The organism is Riemerella anatipestifer, assembly GCF_009932355.1.
Lineage (GTDB): Bacteria > Bacteroidota > Bacteroidia > Flavobacteriales > Weeksellaceae > Riemerella > Riemerella anatipestifer_E.
On record NZ_LEKU01000022.1, the window covers coordinates 83,702 to 105,379 of the forward strand.

Consider the following 21,678-nt stretch of genomic DNA (forward strand, 5'->3'; position numbering starts at 1 on the left):
CTCTGAATATCATAATTTACAAAAACTATCTAGGTATATTCTTTTATTTAAAATATCCTCCTTATTTTTGCGGAGCTAATGATGAAACTTTTCATTATTGATGATTAAATTATTATGAAAAAAATCCAAAATATTCTTGTATCCACCCGTACTATGGCGGTGTTGATGTTGGTTTATGCTTTATCTATGGCGTATGCCACTTTTATGGAAAACGATTATGGTACGCCCACGGCAAAGGCTTTTATCTATGAGTCTAAATGGTTCGAGGCAATTATGTTTTTGCTTATCATCAATTTTATAGGCAATATCGGTAGGTATCGCTTATGGAACCGAGAAAAGTGGCCTTTGTTAGCATTCCATTTATCATTTATTTTGCTATTTATCGGTGGAGCTATTACTAGATATATCAGTTATGAAGGCACGATGCACATTCGTGAGGGGGAAACTTCTAACGAAATAGTAACTAGCAAAAATTTCTTTAAAATCCAAATAGAAGAAAAAGGAGAAGTACTTAATTATAAGGATATTCCGTTCTTGATGACGCCTGAAGTGCCTTTTTGGTCTAAAGTTACCAACCATTACTTTAAAGCGGCTTACGACTTTAATGGTAAAAAAATAAAGGTAAAACAGTTAGCTTACACTCCTAGAAAGAAGGACAGTATAAAGGTAACACCTAATGGTAAGGAGTATCTTCATTTTGTAACTACAGACGATGCAGGAAGGTTAGAGTATTATTTATCAGAAGGAGAGGTTAAAAATATTGGTGGTACATTAGTAACTTATAATAGACCGATAGACGGAGCGGTGGAGTTTAAAAAACAAGATGGAAAGCTTTACATTAAAACACCTGTAGATGCTACTTATATGGTAATGGCGAGTCAAGAAGTGGGGGCATCTCCTAAAGATGAATATACACCACTATCTCTTAGAAGTTTATACACGATTAACCAAATGAGAATTGTAGTGCCTGAAGGACTGAAAAGAGGCGAAATAGTGTCTTATTCTGGGGATAAAAAGAAGGATAAAAATATACCTGATGAGCTTTTACTAGAGGTAGAAGGTCCTAAAACTAAGCAGAAAGTTAGCCTACAAGTACAAGAAGGTAATCCTAACTTGGTAAAACAAATTTCGTTAGATGGTATGAATATGATGCTAGGGTTTGGTGCTAAAGTTTACACTACGCCATTTGCATTGAAGTTAGACGATTTTGTGATGGAAACTTACCCAGGGAGTTCTTCGCCGTCTGCTTATGAGAGCCATGTTCAGATTATAGATAATGGTAAACAGACACCATACAAAATTTACATGAATAATGTACTTAATTATCGTGGGTACCGTTTTTTCCAATCTAGTTTTGATGCAGATAGACACGGTACAATACTATCAGTTAATCATGATTATTGGGGGACGCTTATTACCTATATAGGTTACACACTTATGTTTATTGCAATGTTTATTACTCTATTTTGGAAAGGAACTCGTTTTTGGTCTTTAAATAAAATGTTGAAAGATATTAGCAAGAAAAAAGCGTTAGGAATATTATTACTGGTGTTGAGCTTTGGTTTTCTACAAGCACAACCAAAAACGCCAACAGCCAAAACTTCTACTCAAAAAGTGCTTTCTGCCGATGATATGGTACAGCACATTAATATAGATAAGGCTCATGCAGAGAAATTTGGTTCTTTGTTAGTGCAGAGTTATGATGGAAGAATACAGCCAGTAAATACACAGGCACTAGATATTTTAAGAAAACTCGCAGGTAAAGAATCTTTTAAACAATTAGATGCTAACCAGTGGTTTTTGTCAGCGACTATAGACCCGATGTTTTGGGCTCAAGTACATATTATTAAGGTAGAGACTAAGGGAAAAGTAGGAGAGGAATTAAAGAAAAAAACCAAGGCGAATGACGAAGGTTATACTAGCCTTGTAAATCTTTTCCCTGCGGATAAGTTTGGTAATCTTCGTTTTGTTTTAGAAGATGATTATAACGAAGCTTTTCATAAAAAACCAGCTGAACAATCTAAGTACGACCAAGCAGTTATCAAACTTAATGATAAAGTACAAGTGATGAATGCCCTAATGTCATGGCAATATTTCCGTGTGATACCTGTACAGAATGACCCTAACCACAAATGGAACTCTGTAATGGACTCTAATTTCCAAATAGATACTAATGCACAGGAGGTATTAGGACCTTACCTTTCTTCGGTACTGATGGCTACACAAAGCGATAAGTGGGCAACTGCTGATAAGGAGTTGGATAAAGTAAAGAGTTATCAAGCAAAATGGGGTAAAAATGTTATTCCGCCTCAAACCAAGATAGATTTAGAAATTTTAATGAATAAACTTAATCTCAACTTTAAGTTGATGATTTTTTATAGCGTTGTTGCTGCGTTATTATTGGTACTTGGTTTTATAGAATTATTTAAACCCAATCGTTGGTTACATAAAGTCATTAAAGTAATTTTAGCTACAGGGATATTGGGTTACCTTGTACACCTTGTAGGCTTGGGTATCAGATGGTACATCTCAGGACATGCACCTTGGAGTAACGGTTATGAAGCGATTATGTTTATTTCTTGGGTAGGTATTAGTGCGGGGTTATTACTTTACAGAAATAATAATGCTTTGATACCTTCGGCAGGTTTCTTAGTGGCGGTACTGCTGATGGGCTTTGCTCACGGTGCGGTAAGCCTAGACCCGCAGATTACACCTTTAGTGCCAGTGCTTAAATCTTATTGGTTAGTAATCCATGTGGCTATTATTACCTCTAGTTATGGTTTCTTTGCACTGTCCTTTATTATAGGGATTATGGTACTGTTGTTTTACATTATTTCTAGTAAAGCTACTTTCCAAAAACATAATGATACCACGATAAAAGAGCTTACTGCCGTTTCGGAAATGTCGCTTACGATAGGGCTTTTTGCACTTACAATAGGTACTTTTTTAGGTGGTGTTTGGGCAAATGAATCTTGGGGAAGATATTGGTCTTGGGACCCAAAAGAAACTTGGGCGTTTATATCGGTTATGGTATATGCTTTTGTATTGCATATGCGTTTGGTGCCAGGGCTTAGAGGGCGTTATGCTTTTCATATGGTAACTATGTTTGCTTTTAGTTCGGTTATTATGACGTACTTTGGGGTTAATTACTATCTTTCAGGGTTACACTCTTATGCGGCAGGAGACCCTATCCCTGTACCAGCGTGGGTTTATATTACAGGAGCGAGTATGATTACCATTTCTTTAGCGGCGTGGTTTAAATATAAAAAATTGAACTCCAAAAACTAAGAGTAAAGTCATTTTTACGCAATTTAAAAAATATATTATAGACAGTCAGATTTATGTTTCCTTAATGGGGACAGCTCTGACTGTCTTTTTTGTCAATAATACCAAAGTTCAGATTTCAGTTGAATTATTGAGTTTGGTTTTTCTCACTTATTTTAATGGCTATCTCTATACCAAGTATCAATATAGGAAGCCAATCATTGGTAGAATATTAGTAGTTAATGCAGTTAGTTTTGTACTCGGCGTCATACTGATTTTGTCTTTTTATAGTGTTGATGTTCTATTGAAATGGCTTACGATTTTATCGCTGGGCTTGGCTTATAACTCTCGTTTTTTGAATACTTTTGTCCGAAAAATACCATTACTAAAGATATTTTATGTAGGGTTAGGTTGGGCTTTGGTAAGTGCTTGGCTGTTTTTACCCAAAATAGATGGGGCTATTTTTAGGGTGAGTTTTCTTTATGTTTCGGCATTGGTATTACCTTTTGATATACGAGATAAATCTAGCGATAAAGTGATAACATTTCCTAAGTTTATAGGCGTAGCGGCGACTAAAAGGCTGGCTTATGTTTTACTTGTTTTTAGCGGAGGGCTATCGTTTATTTATTTTAATACACTTTATGCGGTGGCATTTAGTGGAGCTGTTATGGTGGCTTTAGCTTTGGTTTATGGTGCGTCTGAAAGTAAGCCTGATTGGTATTTTTCTCTGTGGGTAGAAACTTGTTGTGGGCTTCCGCTTTTATTTTTGATTTTATTGGAGTATTTTTGGCTAATTTTTCAGTAATGATTATCAAAAAATTATATTTAACAAATTTCAAAAATCATCAAGAGCGAGTATTTGATTTTTCCCTCGAAATCAATAGTTTCGTAGGAAATAATGGAGCAGGGAAGACCAATATTTTGGACGCTTTGCACTATTTGTCCGTGGGTAAAAGTTTTCTAGGAAATTCTGATGTTAATAATATTTTGACGGGGGAGGACTTCTTTACTTTAGAAGCGGTGGTAGATGATGGCGAAAAAGAAACGATATTAAAAATTATCCAAAGCAAAGACGCTAAAAAATTGGTAAAGAAGAACGATAAGTCTTACGCTCGTTTGTCAGACCATATTGGGTTTTTGCCAAGTGTGATGATTTCTCCCTATGATGCCAATCTTATCTCTGATTCTGGGGAGAGCAGAAGACGATTTTTAGATGCAATGATTTCGCAGGTAGATGCTGAGTATTTGCACTCTATTATGCAGTATCAAAAAGCACTTAAACAAAGAAATGCCTTACTGAAGTCTTTCGCTAAAAATAGATATTTTGATAAAGATTCGCTAGAGATTTATGATGAGCCTTTGTGCCAATATGCAGGGGTGATTTTTGAAAAGAGGAACCTGTTTATCACACAACTACTGCCTACTTTTTTACATTTTTATAATATGATTTCTAATGGTAAAGAGGAGGTGGATATAGCTTATCAATCGGATTTGGAAGAGCAAACAATGGAAGAAGTGCTATCTCAAAATGTAGAAAAAGACCGAGTGCTGACCTACACTTCTAAAGGTATTCATAAAGACGAACTTCGTTTTGAGATGAGTGGAGATTTGATAAAGAAAATTGGTTCCCAAGGGCAACAGAAGTCGTTTCTAATTGCGTTAAAATTGGCTCAAATCAACCGTATTAAAGAAATTACAGGGAAGACTCCACTGTTGCTGTTAGACGATATATTTGATAAGCTGGACGACCGCCGTGTGGCTCAACTTATAGAATTAGTGAACAAAGAACATTTTGGACAGATATTCATTACAGATACCCATAAAGAACGAACGGAAGCCGTAGTAAAAAACATCAATGAAGAAAGCCGTATTTTTGAGATAGCTTAATATAAATAAAATTGAAATGGCTTAATTTTCAGTTGATTAAAAACAATAAAGGATAGGTTTATAAACCTATCCTTTATTATTATATCCTATGTTAGTACCCTTAAAGAGTTTCTTTTAACCAATCAAAGAATTCTCTTTGCCATACTAAACCGTTGTGAGGTTTTAGAACCCAATGGTTTTCGTTAGGGTAGTAGAGTAGTTTGGCTTTTAGCCCTTTTAGTCTTGCCGCTTGGAAGGCGCCTTGCCCTTGCTCATAAGGCACTCGGTAATCTTTGTGCCCTTGTATAATCATCATAGGCTTGTTCCAATTTTGGACATAGTTACTCGGATTAAACTCTGTATAAGCTCTTGGTAGAGGGTTATCGTAAGGAGAACCACCCAAATCCCAGTTCGCAAACCAAAGCTCTTCGGTATTAAGATACCAAGATTTCATATCAAATAGACCATTGTGAGAAATAAAGGTCTTAAATCTGTTTTGGTGTATCCCTGCTAACATCAATACACTGTAACCACCATAACTGGCACCTACGGCAGCTATTCTGTCTCCATCTACAAACGGAAGTGTTTTAGCGTAATCTGTGGCAGAAAGATAATCTCTCATAGGTTGTCCGCCCCAGTCTTTAGAAATAGCTTCGTTCCATTCTACACCCCAGCCTTGCATACCTCTTCTGTTAGGAGCGATAACGATATAGCCGTTAGCCGTCATTAGTGCAAAGTTCCATCTAAGCGAGAAATATTGCGTTAATGCAGACTGCGGACCTCCCTGACAATAGAGTAGTGCAGGATATTTTTTGTTAGGGTCAAAGTTAGGTGGATAGTGGAACCATACGCCCATCTCTTTGCCGTCCGAAGTTTTTACCATTCTAAGCTCAGATTTAGAAGTGGCGATGTTTTGGTACATCTCTTTATTAACTTCGGTAACTTGCTTCATCGCTCCGTTTTTGGTGTTTACGGAGAATAAGTCAGCATTGTGATTGATGTCTGTTCTAGTAACTAAAAGTTGGTTTTTGGTTTCTGTGATAATATCGTTTACATCAAAAATTCCTTCTGTGATTTTAGTTACCTTTTTAGATTTAGGACTGATGCTAAAAAGCTGTTTAGTACCTCTGTAAGCCGCCGTAAAGTAAAGCAACTGATTGTTTTGGCTCCAAAAGAAATCTCCAGTAACAGACTCGTCCCAATCTTTGGTAAGGTTGGTTATTACTCCTGTTTTCCAATCCATAATTTTGAGGTCGTTTTTATCCGCCTCATAGCCGTCTCTTGCCATACTTAACCAAGTAAGGTAATTGCCATCAGGACTGAACTTAGGGCTCATATCATAGCCTTTATTGGCTTCGGTAAGGTTCTTTATAGTTTCGCTATCAAAATGATAAGAGAAAATATCTGTATTGGTAGATTTAGCATATTCCGCTCCTTCCAAAGGCTTCATTACAAATAATAATTGAGAGGAATCAGGGCTGAATACAAAATCTTCTGCTCCTCCAAAAGGTCTTTGCGGACTGTCCCACTTTTTACCTTCTAGTAAGTCTTTAGGAGAGCTATTTTTGTCTAAATCTATCACAAAAATATGGTTGTATCTTCCTTGATTAAAGTAATCCCAATGGCGATGGTTTAGGTCAGAATAAACATGAGCTGTTGTATTAGGTACATCATTGTATTTTTCTTTGCCAAGCACCTTTTCTACAAGCACTTCTTTGCTGTAAGCTATCTTTTTTCCGTTGGGAGATACAATAACATTATCGGCATCATCAGGTAGAGTATAGAATGAACTCCATGTTTTACCTTGGTCTTTTGAAAGGAATATCTGCTTACCTTCTGTAGCATAGATACCATTCTTATCCCATTGGAAGATGCTTTTTCCGTTAAAATTAACTTTAGACGAAAGATTGTTTTTTAAATTGAGAAAGTAGTTTTCGGAATTGGTTTTTTCTGTTTCTAAGTCGGTTTGTCCCACTTTATAGATTAACCCTAATTGGTCTGGTGCAACCACCTGAACGCTCATTCTTTTAAGCGTCCACAACTTCTCTGGTGTCATAAGATTTTGAGCACTGACGAGCATCGGGAGACTGGTCGCCACAGCCAGCATTTTTTGTTTTAAGTTTATCATAAATTAAGCATTATAGGTTAAGTAAAGCTCAAAAATAAAAAAATCCGCTCTATTTAGAGCGGATAGATAAGATTTATTTTCTTAGAATTTGATTATTTCCTTCATTTTTTCTGTTTCCTCAATCACTAAATCGTCATCTACTAAGATTTTACCAGAATGCTCATCTATAATAATCTTTTTTCTTTGAGCAATTTCCATCTGCTTCTGTGGTGGAATAGTAAAGTAAGACCCTTTAGGAGCTCCTCTCTCTATACCTACTACTGCAAGACCGTTAGAAGACCCTTTTCTAATTCTTTGGTAAGATGCTAGAAGCCTTTGGTCTATCTTATCTGCAAACTCTTGAGATTTTTCTAGTAAAAACTCTTCTTCTTTTTGAGTTTCTGCGATGAGGCTTTCTAGTTCGTTCTTTTTAAAAGTAAGGTGGCTTTGTAACTCTTCAATCTTAGCTTCTAGATTGTTTAAAGATTCTGTTTTGTGGTCTTTTTTAGCACCAAACTCTTTAATTTTCTTCTCCGCTAGTTGGATTTCTAACTCTTGATATTCTATTTCTTTAGCTAGAGCTTCAAACTCTTTGTTGTTTCTCACATTGTCTTGCTGAGATTTATATTTCTCTATAAGCCCTTGTGCGTGAGAGATGAGTTCTTTTTTATTTTTTATTTCAACTTCTTGCTCTTTGATTTCGGTAGCAAACTTCTCGGCTCTTTTTCCTAAACCTTCTATTTCTATCTCCAAATCTTCTACTTCAATAGGAAGCTCACCTCTTGTATTTCTAATTTCGTCTAAACGAGAGTCTATAAATTGTAAATCATACAATGCTCTTAGTTTCTCTTCTACAGAAATGTCGTTTGTTTTCTTAGCCATATCTTTATATAAAGTAATTTACAGGGTTAGTACTTTGAGTGGTTTTCAAGGTTGCAAATTTAGTAAAATTTTCTGATAAAAGTTCAAATAATTGTTGTATGATAAATTGTTCAGACTCAAAGTGTCCTATATCGCATAACAATAATTGATTTTCCGCTTGGAAAAAGTCGTGGTATTTAAGGTCAGCTGTTAGATAAGCATCACATCTATTGGTGATTGCGGCTTTAATACCATCAGCACCGCTTCCGCCTAGCATTGCTACTTTTTGGATAGGTTTATTGAGTTTTTGGCTGTGTCTAATGACTTGTAATCCAAAAGTTTTCTTTACTAAGTTTAAAAAGTCTTCTTCGGAGATTTCGTTTTCAAATTCACCATATTGACCTAAGCCTAGATATTGATTTTCGTTTTCAAGATTGTAAATTTGGTAAGCCACTTCTTCGTATGGGTGAGCGGCTTTCATTGCTGCAATGATGGTGTTCTTTTTATACTTTTCAAAAATAACGGAGATTAAAGTTTCCTCTACGCTTTCCCTTGTGCCTTGCTGTCCTATAAATGGTTGAGAGCCTTCTTGGGGTTTAAAAGTGCCTGTTCCTTTGATATTAAAACTACATTCGTTATAAAAGCCAATACTTCCTGCTCCAGCTGAGAATAGAGCATCTTTTACTTTTTCTTCGTAGTCTTTAGGTACATAGACGGAAAGCTTTTGCAAATCATGATTCTTAGGCATTAAAGTTTTAAGGTTCTTTAATCCTAATTCTTTTCCAATTCTATGATTAACACCCATAAAATCGTTATCTAATGCGGTGTGTATGGCAATAATGGCAATTTTGTTTTCTAGAGCTTTCATCACACTTCTTTCCACATAGTTTTTGCCAGTAATACTTTTTAAACCAGAGAAAATAATAGGGTGAAATGATAAAATAACATTGGTGTTTTTCTCAATGGCTTCATCTACAATGTGTTCTAGCGTGTCGTGAGATATAAGAACGCCTGTAACTTCCCTTTCAGGATTGCCACAAAGAAGACCTACATTGTCAAAATTTTCTGCTTGTGCGAAGGGTACGAGGCGATTAAGTTCTGCTACTAGTTCTTTTATTTTCATTTAAAAACTGAATTATTTTTCCACGAAAATAAGAATTTATTATTTATTTGTTATTTTCGCAGCGGCTATGATACATAGAGTCAGAATAAAAAAAGAGCATAATCTCGTTCCAGAAAAAGGTTGGAAGAAAGAGCTATTTCGCATTATCTATGGTGCAGATACGCCATTGGGGAAACTTTTTGATATTGTACTTCTTATCCTTATTTTAATTAGTACACTTACTGTTGTTTTGGAAAGTTTAAGACCTGTAGATAAGCAATATCACTATTTTTTATTAGCTATTGAGTGGACGATTTCTATCTTCTTTACAATAGAGTATATCTTGAGAATTGTAATCGTCAAAAATAAAAAAGATTATATTTTTAGCTTTATGGGTATTATTGATTTTTTATCGATAATACCGTTCTTTTTGAGTTTGTTTTTCCCACAGACTAAGTTCTTTATGATTATCCGATTGTTAAGAATGCTGAGGGTTTTCAGAATACTTAATCTGATGGATTACATGCGTGATGGGCAATACATTGTGCAAGCACTCAAGAAAAGTTCAAGGAAAATCTATATATTCATGCTATTTATCACTATTATAGTGGTATTAGTAGGTTCTGTAATGTATGTGATAGAAGGCGGTAAAAATGGTTTTGTGGATATTCCTACCTGCATCTACTGGGCGGTAGTTACTTTGACTACAGTAGGTTATGGAGATATATCGCCTGTAACACCTTTAGGTAAGTTTTTATCGGTTATTTTGATGCTTTGTGGTTATAGCATTATTGCGGTTCCTACAGGAATTGTAACTTCCGAAATGAAGTTAAGAACGAAAAAGGATAACGATTGTGAACGCTGTGGCAACCCTAATAATGATGACGATGCCAGATATTGTAAAATCTGTGGTGAACGATTAAAAGACTAAATTAAGAAAGGCGTTTTTCTAATCAAAAAATTATACCGATTTTTGCAGTCTCAAAAAACAGTTTACTAATGTCTTTAGAAAAAGAAATTGCAAAAAGAAAAACCTTTGGGATTATCTCTCACCCCGATGCGGGAAAAACCACACTTACTGAGAAATTACTTTTATTTGGTGGGGCAATACAAGAAGCAGGAGCCGTAAAATCAAACAAAATAAAGAAAGGAGCTACTTCGGACTTTATGGAAATAGAACGCCAGAGAGGTATATCGGTAGCGACTTCGGTACTAGCATTTGAATATAGAAATCATAAAATAAACATACTAGATACGCCAGGTCACAAAGACTTTGCTGAGGATACTTATAGAACTCTTACAGCGGTAGACTCTGTAATCGTTGTGATAGATGTAGCTAAAGGGGTAGAAGAGCAGACTGAAAAATTAGTTCAGGTGTGCCGTATGAGAAATATCCCAATGTTGGTATTCATCAATAAATTGGATAGAGAAGGTAAAGATGCCTTTGATTTGCTAGATGAGGTTGAGCAGAAGTTAGGACTTAGTGTAGTGCCTCTTTCTTTACCAATAGGTATGGGAGCTCAGTTCCAAGGGATTTATAATATTTGGGAGAAAAATATCCAACTGTTTTTAGAGGAAAAGAAACAAAAAGTAGGCGAGAGCATTACTTTTGATGATATTCAGGATAAAGCAATAGACGATGCGATAGGTACAAAAGCAGCAGAAACCTTAAGAGAAGAGTTGGAGCTTATAGAATCTGTTTATCCTGAATTTGATAGAGAGCTTTATATGAAAGGAGAGCAGCAGCCTGTGTTTTTTGGTTCTGCGCTTAATAATTTTGGAGTGAGAGAACTCCTAGATGCCTTTATAGATATAGCACCAATGCCTCAGCCTAAAGAGTCTGATGTGAGGGTGGTAAAGCCAGAGGAGAAAAACTTTACAGGATTTGTATTTAAAATCCATGCGAATATGGACCCTAAGCACAGAGATCGTTTAGCTTTCGTAAAGATTGTTTCGGGAACATTCAAAAGAAATGAAAATTATCTTTTAGTAAGAGAAAATAAAAAGATGAAGTTTTCTTCTCCAAATGCGTTTTTTGCGGATAAAAAAGAGGTGGTAGATGAGAGCTATCCAGGAGACATTGTAGGTTTGCATGATACGGGTAATTTCCGTATTGGAGATACTTTAACGGCAGGAGAAAAACTTAACTTTAGAGGTATACCAAGCTTCTCTCCAGAACACTTCCGATATATAAATAATAACGACCCTCTTAAAGCAAAACAGCTAGCTAAAGGTATAGACCAACTGATGGACGAAGGTGTGGCACAGCTATTTACTTTGGAAATGAACGGAAGAAAAATTATAGGTACAGTAGGAGCGTTACAGTATGAAGTTATCCAATACCGATTGGAACACGAGTATGGTGCCAAATGTTCTTATGAGCCTATAAGCATACACAAAGCATGTTGGGTTGAGGCAGATGAGAAGTCAGCAGAGTTCCAAGAATTTGCAAGGCTAAAGCAGCGTTTTTTAGCTAGAGATAAATACAATCAGTTGGTTTTCTTAGCAGATTCTTCATTTACAATTACAATGACACAAGAGAAATTCCCTAATGTGAAGCTACATTTTATCAGTGAGTTTAATAGATAGAGAAAAATTTAGATTTTAAAAGTAAAGAGAGAGATGATTTTAATTATATCATCTCTCTTTTTTATGATAATTGAAGATATGATATATCTATATCAAGTAGATATGAAATAAAGGTAAAAAATAAATCTAATTTCTTGTTAGTTTAAAAAACAATCGTACATTTGCGATGAACTTATGAAAAGAAATTTAGAACCTATTGATTATACAGGAGATGTAGAATTACTAGCCGACTTTGCAAAAGCTTTGGCTCATCCTACTCGTATTGCTATCTTATCTTATTTAGAACAACAAAATTCTTGTTTTACAGGAGATTTGGTAGATATATTCCCATTGGCACAATCTACTATTTCTCAACATCTTAAAGAACTGAAAAGAGTAGGACTTATAAAAGGAGAGCTTAATCCTCCAAAAATAAAATATTGTATAGATGAAGAAAAATGGAATCTTGCCAAATCTTTATTCTTTAATTTTTTTGATAAAAAACTTCAATCCTCTTGTTGTGATTGATAAAAAAATATATAACAACTATCGTTTATTTGCGATTAACTAAAATTAAATTATTATGAAATTATCAGAATTTAAAAAAGTACTAGCTACACTAGACAGAATTGATTTTCAAATACCTAATGGAGATTTTATTCCGCCACATTTTCATATTACAGAGGTAGGTCAAATTACCAAAGATTTTATAGATTGTGGTGGAACAGTAAGAAAAGAAAAGTGGGTAAACTTTCAGCTATGGACGGCAACAGATTATGACCACAGACTAACTCCTGAAAAATTATTGGACATCATTACTCTTTCTGAAAAACAATTACAACTTACAGATGAGGAAATAGAAGTAGAATATCAAGGAGAAAGTATTCAAAAATTTGGTTTAGATTTCCAAGGTAATCACTTTGTTCTTGCAACTAAGCAGACGGATTGCCTAGCTCCTGATAAATGCGGAATCCCTACTGAAAAGCCTAAATTAAAACTTTCAGAGCTTCAAAATAAAACCAATTGCTGTGACCCTAGCTCTGGATGTTGTTAATTTAAAAAATAGAACACTATGCCTTTATTATCTAAAATTCAGAATTTCATAGAGCAGTTAGATGTCAATTCTATTTCGGAAGAAAGAAAAAAAATATTACAACCTCTTATAGACTTCATTACAGAAAAGCAAAGGAAGGGAGAATTTATTAGGCTTAATTTTATTTGCACACATAACTCTCGCAGGAGTCATCTTTGTCAAATATGGGCAAAGACTATGGCTTATTACTTTGGAATTTATAATATAGAATGCTACTCCGCAGGAACGGAAACTACGGCTCTATTTCCTAAAATAGTAGATACTCTTCGTAATGTAGGTTTTTCCATAGAGGTATTGTCAAAAGATGAAAGCAATCCCATCTATGCGATAAAATACTCCGATAATGAAATGCCTATCATCGGATTTTCCAAAACTCTAGACCATTCTTTTAATCCTAAGGAAAATTTTACTGCTGTTATGACTTGTTCTCAAGTAGATGACAATTGTCCTTCCGTTCTAGGTACAGAAAAACGATTTTCCATAACTTATGAAGACCCTAAAATTTCTGATGATACGCCTAAACAAACTTCTGTTTACGCCGAAAGAAGCTTACAAATAGCCACGGAAATGTTGTATGTATTTCGGAATATTAAATAAACAGGCGATATTTAATCTTTTATATAAAAAACCGAGAGAAATTTTCTCTCGGTTTATATTTTTATTCTACTATCTTCCGAATAGACCTCCCATGCCTGGCATACCGCCTCCCATTTTGCCCATCATTGCCATAAGCTGTTTGCCTTGGGGTCCTTGCATCATTTTCATCATTTTGCCCATTTGGTCAAACTGCTTCATAAGTTGGTTTACTTCCTCTAGTTTTCTACCACTTCCTTTGGCTATTCTCTTTTTTCTATTAACATCTATAATGCTAGGTCTTCTTCTTTCTTCTGGCGTCATAGAGTGGATAATAGCCTCTATGTGTTTAAATGAGTTGTCATCTATATCCACATCTTTAATGGCTTTGCCTACACCTGGTAACATACCAAGAAGGTCTTTCATGTTACCCATTTTTTTAATCTGCTGAATTTGCTTTAAGAAATCATCAAAACCAAATTCATTTTTAGCGATTTTCTTCTGTAGTTTTTTGGCTTCCTCTTCGTCAAATTGTTCTTGAGCTTTTTCCACTAAAGACACTACATCACCCATCCCTAAGATACGGTCTGCCATTCTTTCAGGATAGAAAAGGTCTAAAGCTTCCATCTTTTCTCCTGTGGAAATAAACTTAATTGGCTTATTAACTACAGAACGAATAGTAAGAGCCGCACCACCGCGGGTATCCCCATCTAATTTTGTAAGAACAACACCATCAAAGTTTAAAGCATCATTAAAGGCTTTAGCTGTATTTACAGCATCTTGCCCCGTCATAGAGTCCACAACGAATAAGGTTTCCGTAGGCTTGATGAAATAATGAACTGATTTTATTTCGTTCATCATTTGTTCATCTATCGCTAGACGACCTGCAGTATCCACAATAACCACATCGTGTTTGTTAGCTTTAGCAAAATTAACGGCATTTTCTGCTATGGTAGAAGGGTTTTTATTTTCCTCTTCGGTATATACCGGAATTCCTGTTTGGCTTCCTAGTACTTTTAGCTGGTCTATCGCAGCAGGACGATAAACATCGCACGCTACCAAAAGCGGATTTTTAGCTCTTTTTTTCTTTAGATAGTTAGCTAATTTCCCAGAGAAAGTAGTTTTACCAGATCCTTGAAGCCCTGCAATTAGGATAACTGTAGGTTTCCCTGAAAGGTTGATACCTTCTTGAGAACCACCCATTAGTTCCACCAACTCATCGTGTACTATTTTGGTCATTAGCTGCCCAGGCGTTAGGCTGGTAAGTACATCTTGCCCTAAGGCTTTCTCTTGTACTCGCTTGGTAAGGTCTTTAGCTACCTTATAATTTACATCGGCATCTACTAAGGCACGGCGAATTTCTTTAACCGTTTCAGCTACATTAATTTCCGTAATTTTACCTCTTCCCGAAAGGTTATGAAGAGCCTTATCTAATTTATCTTGTAAACTATTGAACATAATCGCTTTATTTTGAGTGGCAAAAATAAGGAAAATTTAGCATTCTTCCGAATAAGTACTGTGGCTTATGGATTGTTAAAAGTTTTCTCGTAAAAATTTATGGTAAATTTCTTCTCCGCTTCTTATAGAATTTACTGCCCATCTTATTTTGGTATGCCATTTTTTATCGGGGCTAAGTTTGTAATCTATGGTAGAATTAAGAAGTTTTTGTTTGAGTTCGTACATACATATCGCCGCCGCCACAGAAACATTAAAACTCTTAGTAAAACCATACATTGGTATTGCCAAAGTTTCGTCCGCAAAGTCTAGTAATTCATCAGAAACCCCTTCCCATTCGGTGCCAAAAACTAGAGCAATGGGCACTTCTACCTTATAATCTGGGAGCATTGTTGCATTATTTTCAGGCGAAACAGCCACTATTTTATAACCACGCTTTTTTATATTCTCTAGGGAAGCCTTATTTCTAGGCATTTTTTCTACTTCTACCCATGTATCTGCACCTTTGGTAACGCTTAGGTTTGGGTCAAAAATATTATCTTTTTCTAAAGCCACTACCTTATGGAAAGCACACGCTTCTACACTTCTCACGATTGCAGCAGCATTGCGATATTGATAAACATCTTCCATCACAGGTAAAATGAAATCCGAGCTTTCCTCCGCATAATGGTTGATTTTTTGCAGGCGTTCTTCAGTCAAGAATTGAGCTAAATATTGAAATGTCTTTTCTAAATCTTCTAGGTTGTTGGTTAGTTCTGGCTTCATTTTTTTGCTATAATCATTCTGTCATTATTAGATAAATCTTTGATGAGTTGAGCATCACTGGAATCTTTATATAAAGCTAAAGTTTCCGCTCCTAGTTTTTGGTTTATTTCTAAAAATAAAAATCCTCCGTTGTTAAGATATTGTTTGGCGTCTGTTGCTATTTTTCGGTAAAATACTAAAGGGTCCGCACAAGGAGAGAAAAGAGCTAAATGAGGCTCAAAATTCTTTACAGTATCCGAAATTTCAGAAACTTCTTCTATATCTATGTATGGCGGATTAGAAATAATCACATCATAGTGAGTTGTCAATTTATAATTAAGGTAATCATCGAGTATAAACTCAATATCGGTGTGGTGTCTTTCTGCATTTTTTTTAGCGACGGCTAAGGCTTCTTTAGAGAAATCTATGGAAGTTATTCTAGCGTTCGGAAAATGTTTTTTCAACACAATAGGTATCACTCCCGAGCCAGTGCCTATATCTAAAATTTTAATCTCTGGTTGGGAAAACTCTTTTGAAATGGTTTTGATGGCATGGTCTAGCAGTTCCTCTGTTTCTGGACGAGGAATAAGCACATGTTGATTCACGCAAAACTTCATACCAAAAAAGTCGGCTTCGCCTAAAATTTGTTGGTAAGGCTTTCCGCTTTTTAGTTGGTTGATGGCTTCGGTATATTTTACTATCGGTTGAGAGGGAAGTTGGGTGTTTTCGGATTGTCGCAGTCCTATTTTGTCTAAACCTAAATAATGCTCTCCAAAAATTTCCCACAAACAAGAAACCTCAGAATTATTATAAAGCTCCGAAAGCTCTCGCTTAAAAATAGAATGTAATTCTAGCAACTTCATTACCTCACAAATACCAGTTGATTGTCTTTGGAGCGTTCTTCGTCTATAAGATAACCTTCATAATTAAAGGCTTTAATATCATCTAAAGTTTTGGCATTGGTTTCGGCACAAAAACGAATGAGAAGTCCTCTAGCGTGTTTGGTATAAACCACGATGGTTTTTAGTTTACCGTCCTTGTATTCGTAGAATTTAACATCTATAGCCTTCGCTTTTAGCTTTTTGGTATCTACTGATTTAAAGTATTCTGTACTAGCAAGATTTAGGAGAATATCATCGTCCTTTAACTCCTCGTTAAGAGCCGCTGTAATTTTGGACTTCCAAAAAGAATATAAATTTTTATACTTATCAAATTGGAACGGACGACCCATTTCTAAACGATACAACATAATCCTATCCGAAGGTTTTAACAATCCATATAATCCCGAGAGTATTCTATAGTGTTTTTGGAGATAATCTACGGCTTTTTTATCTAGAGTAGGAGCGTCTAACCCACGATAAACCTCTCCTGTAAAGGTATAAAGAGCTGCATTAGACTCCTCTTCCGAAGGTGAGGTACTCCAATTTTGGTTTCTTTCCCAGTTTTCATCTGCTAATTTGGAAGAAATTTCCATTAAATCAGAAAGGTATTGTGGGGTTTTCTCTTTCAAAAATGACTGTATAAACGCCGAATCTTCTATGAACTGAGGTTCGGTAGTTTTTAGCATATCTGATTTTAATGAGACATTCATTAACTTAGCTGGAGAAGAAAGTATAAGCATAAATCTATTTTTTTGCAAAGTTAAAAAATACTAAACAGAAAAAGGCATCTCTTTTCTAACATACTGCGATATATAAAATCAATTGGTTTGGTTATTTATCATAATTGAGTTGAGCATAATAGATTTTGGTTATATTTGTACTTTATGAGAGTGAAGATTATTTTCCTATTGTTATTCGCTTTGCTTGTGTCTTGTCAAAAGAGTACAGAGCATAAATATTCTTTTTATTATTGGAAATCCCATTTTAAGTTAGACGAAAAAGAGAAAGAAGCATTGCAAAAGGCTTCATTAGATACACTTTACATTCGTTTTTTTGATATAGATAAAGAGGAGCAAAAAGTGGAAATTCTAGCTCCTATTAGTGGTAATGCTCACTTGCTAGATGCAGAAAAACAATTTGTACCTACGGTATTTATTACCAACAGAACTTTTTTCAATATATCCAAAGAAGAGATTGCTCAAATGGCACAAGCTACTTTTGATAATATTTTAAGGATACAAAAGAGTCTAGGCTTGAAGGAAAGAGCATTTACAGAAATACAAATAGACTGTGATTGGACGGAAACCACCCGTGAAGATTTTTTCCTCTTTTTAAAAGAACTGAAAAAGGTCTCTTCAAAAAAAGTATCATCTACGCTTCGTTTGCATCAAGTTAAAGACAAGAAGAAAATGGGCATTCCACCTGTGGATAAAGTTTATCTGATGTGTTATTCTACCTCATCTCCTTTAGATAACGATGGTAAAAACTCTATCTTAGAGGTAGATTTACTTAAAAATTATCTTGCTTCCTTAGACCAGTATCCCATCAAAAATATAGATGTAGCCTTACCAATTTATTCTTGGGGCATAGTTACCAATCATGTGGGTAAGCATAAGCTAATCAATGCTTTAAATATTAGCGATTTAAGCAATAATAAATTTAAGAAAATATCAGACACCGAAGCAGTGATATTAGAAGATGGTTTCTACTTCGGATATTTTTTAAATAAAGGTTTTACCGTTAGAATAGAGGAAATCTCAGAGGAACAACTGACTGAAGTTAAAACATTTTTGGACCAGAAATTAAAACATTATCATATTATCTACTATCATTTGGATAGTCAATTTATTAAAAATAGAAAACTTTAAAACAATGAAAAAAGCAGTTATTTCATTAGGCGTTATATTATTACTTCACCAAAATTCTAAAGCCTGTGCTTGGGAAGACTCAGACGGTGATTACTTTAACCTCTTTACGCAAACTATCATCAAAGATAAGTCTTATACACCTTTTCTTTTATCCTACTCATCTCCTTTTTATGAAGCGGATAATATAGCTATCATTGATGATAATCTACAACTTTGGAAAAATTTCTTCAACAATAAACTTTCTTACGATGAGGTAAAAACATTGGTTTATAAGCTCCCGTTACAAGATATTATTTCGTTTAAAGATGGGTATCAAAATCAGGCTATTTTTCAGAAATTAGGTGCTTATCAGAACTATAGAGAAGGCTTGGATTATCTCATTGAGGCCAAAAAACTGAATAACCTTAGAATCAACAGAGTTGCCAATGATGATGACAATACCTATAGTTTTTATTATGACGACGAAACCTATAATCTCGCGTCTACTTTAGATTATGAAAATACACTTACTACCCTTATAAATTTTTATAAAAATACCTCAAATAAAGAGATAAAACTAAGGTATGCCTATCAAATTGTTCGTTTTGAACATTACAATAGAAATTATGATAAAGCCGTAAAAGCCTTTTCTACCTATGTAGAGCCATTAGGTCTAAAAAACGCCATCTATTATATGGCTTTAGAACAAATGGCGGGAGCACAAAGTGGGCTAGGACAGAAAGACGAAGCCAACTGGAATTTCTTCCAAGTATTTATAAATTCAAACTCTAGAAAACAAACGGCTTATACTTCTATTAAACTGTCCAGCGAAAAGGCATTTGAAGACCTGCTTTCCAGAGCTAAAAGTGATAAAGAGAAGATAATGGCGTATTTTCTTCTCGGCTATCAAGGGTTTAATAATCCGCTCCCAATGATGGAGAAAATTTATGAGATAGACCCTAATTCGGAGGCTTTAAAAGTGCTTCAAGCTAGAGCCATCAATGAGTTGGAAAGGTATTTTCTGCCATATTACTACTATAATGAGAAGGAAACCAAAGTAGGTACCTCTAAAACAGCTCTTTCAGTAAGTAAGACAGAGAACAAAGCTAGTGCTTCGTTTTGGGATAAAATAGTATCGTTCTTTAAGAACCTTTTTGGAATGGAAAGTTCTGAACCTAAAGTTTTAACTGCCGAAGAAAGTAAAGGGCTTTCTGATGATGAGCTGTTAAATCACCCTAACCGTTTGCCTGTAGTTTCTTCTTCAGGAACTGATGAGGAATACAATAAAAAAATGCAAGATTATATAGAACAGCTAGAAAAACTGACAGAAAAAGTTAAAACTAAATCAGATGATGAGTTTTGGGCAATATCAGAGGCTTATATAAAGTTTTTACAGAAAGATTATAAATCTAGCAGTAGCTTATTACAAAATATAAACACCAGCAACCAAGAATATCTTACCCAAATTGATAAAATGAAATTATTAAACGATATTCTTTCTCAACCAAGAATTGATAGTGAGTTTGAGCAACATATCATGAAAACTTACCCTGATTTGGTAACCGCTATTTCCGAAGACAGATATAACAGCTCAGAGGCAGGTTTTATTACAGATATTTTAGCTAATAGATATTTCTTACAAGGGGAGAGAGCTAAGTCTTTCTTAATGTCTAATAAACTTTCAGGCTTGCAAGATATTTTGGATATAGATCTAGTTCGAGATATTGAAGCATTTTACAAACGAAAAAACAAAAATGCTTTTGAAAATAGCATTCTCGCTAAAAATATAGATACAGGTGAAGACACTCAAAATTTCATAAATGTACTCTATGGAGATTACGAGATGCGTTCGGCTAACTTCAAAAAAGCTTTAGATTATTATACCAAAGCAAGTGGTTTTATAGGTATTCCTAGATACGAGTTTCCATTTTCAGAAGATGGATCATTGCAAAGTAATACACCGGTAAGAATGAAAATTAAAGGCTATAATGGTTACAACAATGTTTCTTCTTTAGTTTTCGGACATAATGTTTGGGTAAGTTATACTAGCCCTGAAAGCGAGTCGATGAAAGCAGAAAGTTTTATCTCTGACTTTAAATTCATCAAAAATAATATGAATAAAAAGGAGCTTGCAGAAGCTGTATTAAAACTTACAGAAATAGCCAAAGGTAATGATGTTAAAGCCTCCCGTGCCAATCAGTTATTAGGGAATCTTCTATATAACACTTCCATATTGGGTTATTACAGACATTACTTTGTGATGGATATAGACAATAGCAATGGTGGTAAATATAATTTCTTTGGGGATACTGAAATATACACACCTCTATACTATTACAAAAACTTCACTTACAATAATATAGGTTTAAAATCAGATAACTTTGATGTTGCTATTAGTTACTATAAAAAGGCTTTAGAAAAAAGTACAGATAGAGAAACTCAAGCCAGAATACTTTTCCAAATGGCAAGTGCTGAACAAGGGAAATATTACCGATGGGAAGCCAATCAAACCCCAAATTGGGATTATAATGATGCCAATTGGGAAGAAAAACAAGACAAATTCCAGCAAGAGTTAGACAAAGCTAAAAATCAGAACTACAGAAGTTATTTCACAGAATTGAAAACAAAATACAGCGATACCGAAACGAGTAAATCTCTAATGGGAAGTTGCTCTTACTATAAGCATTTTATGCAGAAATAAAGGTTTATAAAAATTGGCTGAATCAAACGATTCAGCCAATTTTTATATATAAACCAATAAAATCTTATGCTAAAACTTGCACACCTTCGCAAAAGGTTATAAGTTTGCCGTAGTTTTATGAAACGAAATATCAACGATATACAAAAAAGTGAAAAAAACTTACACAAAAATTTGGTACTTCCAAATAATTGTGTAAACACACACACACACACACACACACACACACACACACACAGAGATAGTTACCTGCGTATGTGTCGTATTATCTAGAAAATTTTCTAAACTTTTATCGTTAAAACAAAACATCGTTCCGCCAATTTTTATTGGGGGCTTTTCGTGTTTAGTTTATCCTAAATATCTGCTAAAAGCACTCCTATTTCATAAGCTTAATTTGTTGTTGTTCTTGTGGGGTGCTTTTAGTGTTCAGGGGGAGTGTTCTGCTCGTTCTGTTTTAGCCTTTCCTCTCGTTTTGTGTGTGTTTAGAGGGGGAAGGCGTTTTTTAAGGTTAGAGGTGAGATGTCAGAGTTTAGAACTTAGTATTACCTCATCAATCCTTAAGTCAAATATCCAATATCTAACATCTATAAACTTTAAATATCAACAATTTTAAAATTAA

17 protein-coding genes are annotated in these 21,678 nt (G+C 34.9%); 10 read left to right on the forward strand and 7 right to left on the reverse strand.

Translation table 11 applies throughout. From position 1 onward, the window contains the following. Window positions 1–114: 114 nt before the first annotated feature. From ccsB to recF, 3 genes are all read left to right on the forward strand, one after another. Window positions 115–3,288: a c-type cytochrome biogenesis protein CcsB gene (ccsB, locus tag GXW81_RS08460; protein ID WP_161531963.1), complete on the forward strand. Its 3,174-nt coding sequence runs from the start codon at window positions 115–117 to the stop codon at window positions 3,286–3,288. Between the two features lie 64 nt (window positions 3,289–3,352). Next, window positions 3,353–4,069, forward strand: coding sequence for a hypothetical protein (locus tag GXW81_RS08465; RefSeq protein WP_161531964.1), 717 nt, complete (start codon window positions 3,353–3,355; stop codon window positions 4,067–4,069). Continuing rightward, window positions 4,069–5,151: a DNA replication/repair protein RecF gene (gene recF, locus GXW81_RS08470; protein ID WP_161531965.1), complete on the forward strand. Its 1,083-nt coding sequence runs from the start codon at window positions 4,069–4,071 to the stop codon at window positions 5,149–5,151. Before GXW81_RS08465 ends, recF begins: the two co-directional genes overlap by 1 nt. Window positions 5,152–5,251: 100 nt before the next feature. On the opposite strand, the gene GXW81_RS08475 is transcribed toward recF, so the two are convergent. The 3 genes from GXW81_RS08475 to GXW81_RS08485 form a co-directional block, all read right to left on the reverse strand. Next, window positions 5,252–7,258, reverse strand: coding sequence for a S9 family peptidase (locus GXW81_RS08475; protein WP_161531966.1), 2,007 nt, complete (start codon window positions 7,256–7,258; stop codon window positions 5,252–5,254). 81 nt (window positions 7,259–7,339) lie between these two features. Next, complete coding sequence (locus tag GXW81_RS08480) at window positions 7,340–8,119, reverse strand: zinc ribbon domain-containing protein (protein ID WP_064969394.1); 780 nt, start codon at window positions 8,117–8,119, stop codon at window positions 7,340–7,342. 4 nt (window positions 8,120–8,123) lie between these two features. Beyond that, window positions 8,124–9,221, reverse strand: a complete 1,098-nt coding sequence (locus tag GXW81_RS08485) for a Nif3-like dinuclear metal center hexameric protein (RefSeq protein WP_161531967.1) — start codon at window positions 9,219–9,221, stop codon at window positions 8,124–8,126. 67 nt (window positions 9,222–9,288) lie between these two features. Between GXW81_RS08485 and GXW81_RS08490 the strand changes: the two genes are divergently transcribed. The 5 genes from GXW81_RS08490 (at window position 9,289) to GXW81_RS08510 (ending at window position 13,458) form a co-directional block, all read left to right on the forward strand. After that, window positions 9,289–10,131: an ion transporter gene (locus GXW81_RS08490; protein WP_161531968.1), complete on the forward strand. Its 843-nt coding sequence runs from the start codon at window positions 9,289–9,291 to the stop codon at window positions 10,129–10,131. A gap of 68 nt (window positions 10,132–10,199) precedes the next feature. Further along, window positions 10,200–11,789, forward strand: coding sequence for a peptide chain release factor 3 (locus GXW81_RS08495; protein ID WP_103079615.1), 1,590 nt, complete (start codon window positions 10,200–10,202; stop codon window positions 11,787–11,789). 174 nt (window positions 11,790–11,963) lie between these two features. Continuing rightward, window positions 11,964–12,296, forward strand: coding sequence for a helix-turn-helix transcriptional regulator (locus tag GXW81_RS08500; protein WP_161531969.1), 333 nt, complete (start codon window positions 11,964–11,966; stop codon window positions 12,294–12,296). 55 nt (window positions 12,297–12,351) lie between these two features. Beyond that, entirely contained in the window at window positions 12,352–12,822 is a 471-nt protein-coding gene (locus GXW81_RS08505) for a DUF6428 family protein (protein WP_161531970.1), read from the forward strand. Window positions 12,823–12,840: 18 nt separating this feature from the next. Further along, on the forward strand, window positions 12,841–13,458 hold the full coding sequence (locus tag GXW81_RS08510; protein WP_161531971.1) for a protein-tyrosine-phosphatase: 618 nt from the start codon (window positions 12,841–12,843) through the stop codon (window positions 13,456–13,458). Between the two features lie 69 nt (window positions 13,459–13,527). On the opposite strand, the gene ffh is transcribed toward GXW81_RS08510, so the two are convergent. From ffh to yaaA, 4 genes are all read right to left on the reverse strand, one after another. Further along, entirely contained in the window at window positions 13,528–14,892 is a 1,365-nt protein-coding gene (ffh, locus tag GXW81_RS08515) for a signal recognition particle protein (protein ID WP_161531972.1), read from the reverse strand. A 75-nt stretch (window positions 14,893–14,967) separates the two neighbouring features. Continuing rightward, the gene (locus tag GXW81_RS08520) at window positions 14,968–15,654 is read right to left on the reverse strand and encodes an RNA methyltransferase (protein WP_161531973.1); all 687 of its coding nucleotides are present in this window, start codon (window positions 15,652–15,654) and stop codon (window positions 14,968–14,970) included. Next, window positions 15,651–16,496 carry a peptide chain release factor N(5)-glutamine methyltransferase gene (gene prmC / locus GXW81_RS08525; RefSeq protein WP_161531974.1) on the reverse strand — a complete coding sequence of 282 codons (846 nt, stop codon included), beginning with the start codon at window positions 16,494–16,496 and terminating at the stop codon, window positions 15,651–15,653. Before prmC ends, GXW81_RS08520 begins: the two co-directional genes overlap by 4 nt. After that, window positions 16,496–17,254, reverse strand: a complete 759-nt coding sequence (yaaA, locus tag GXW81_RS08530) for a peroxide stress protein YaaA (protein ID WP_161531975.1) — start codon at window positions 17,252–17,254, stop codon at window positions 16,496–16,498. The genes prmC and yaaA overlap by 1 nt, the downstream gene beginning before the upstream one ends. 144 nt (window positions 17,255–17,398) lie before the next feature. Here yaaA and GXW81_RS08535 point away from each other — a divergent pair, with 144 nt between their 5' ends. Both GXW81_RS08535 and GXW81_RS08540 read left to right on the forward strand, forming a co-directional pair. Then, the gene (locus GXW81_RS08535; RefSeq protein ID WP_161531976.1) at window positions 17,399–18,382 is read left to right on the forward strand and encodes a hypothetical protein; all 984 of its coding nucleotides are present in this window, start codon (window positions 17,399–17,401) and stop codon (window positions 18,380–18,382) included. 4 nt (window positions 18,383–18,386) lie between these two features. Beyond that, window positions 18,387–21,062 carry a hypothetical protein gene (locus GXW81_RS08540; protein WP_161531977.1) on the forward strand — a complete coding sequence of 892 codons (2,676 nt, stop codon included), beginning with the start codon at window positions 18,387–18,389 and terminating at the stop codon, window positions 21,060–21,062. The last annotated feature ends 616 nt before the right edge of the window (window positions 21,063–21,678 follow it).